The 299-nt window shown below is 55.5% G+C and carries 1 protein-coding gene; it reads left to right on the plus strand.

Translation table 11 applies throughout. The features are described 5' to 3' along the window. Positions 1-103: 103 nt before the first annotated feature. Positions 104-299 (plus strand): TauD/TfdA family dioxygenase (locus BK660_RS31835; RefSeq protein ID WP_185045346.1); only part of this gene is annotated, 196 nt, incomplete at its 3' end.

The raw sequence follows: 299 nt of genomic DNA on the forward strand, positions 1-299 counted from the left end.
TCGATTGCGGTGTGTCATTCACCACAGCATTGACTGCCAGTCTGCAATCGCGAGCAGGCTCACTCCTACAAAAGCTTGAACCCCGAATTCGAAGAGAAAGACCATGAGCAGCCTCAACATCACCCCATTAAGCTCAGCCCTCGGCGCACAGATCAGCGGCGTCGACATCAGCCAGCCTTTGAGCCTGGAACACCGCGACGCCATCGAGCAGGCGCTACTCAAATATCAGGTTTTATTCTTCCGCAATCAGCCAATCGAGCCGCCGCAACAGGCGCGTTTCGCTGCGTACTTTGGTGACC

Origin of the sequence: Pseudomonas brassicacearum (assembly GCF_003732265.1) — a bacterium.
In the GTDB taxonomy this organism is placed as follows: Bacteria; Pseudomonadota; Gammaproteobacteria; order Pseudomonadales; family Pseudomonadaceae; genus Aquipseudomonas; species Aquipseudomonas brassicacearum_D.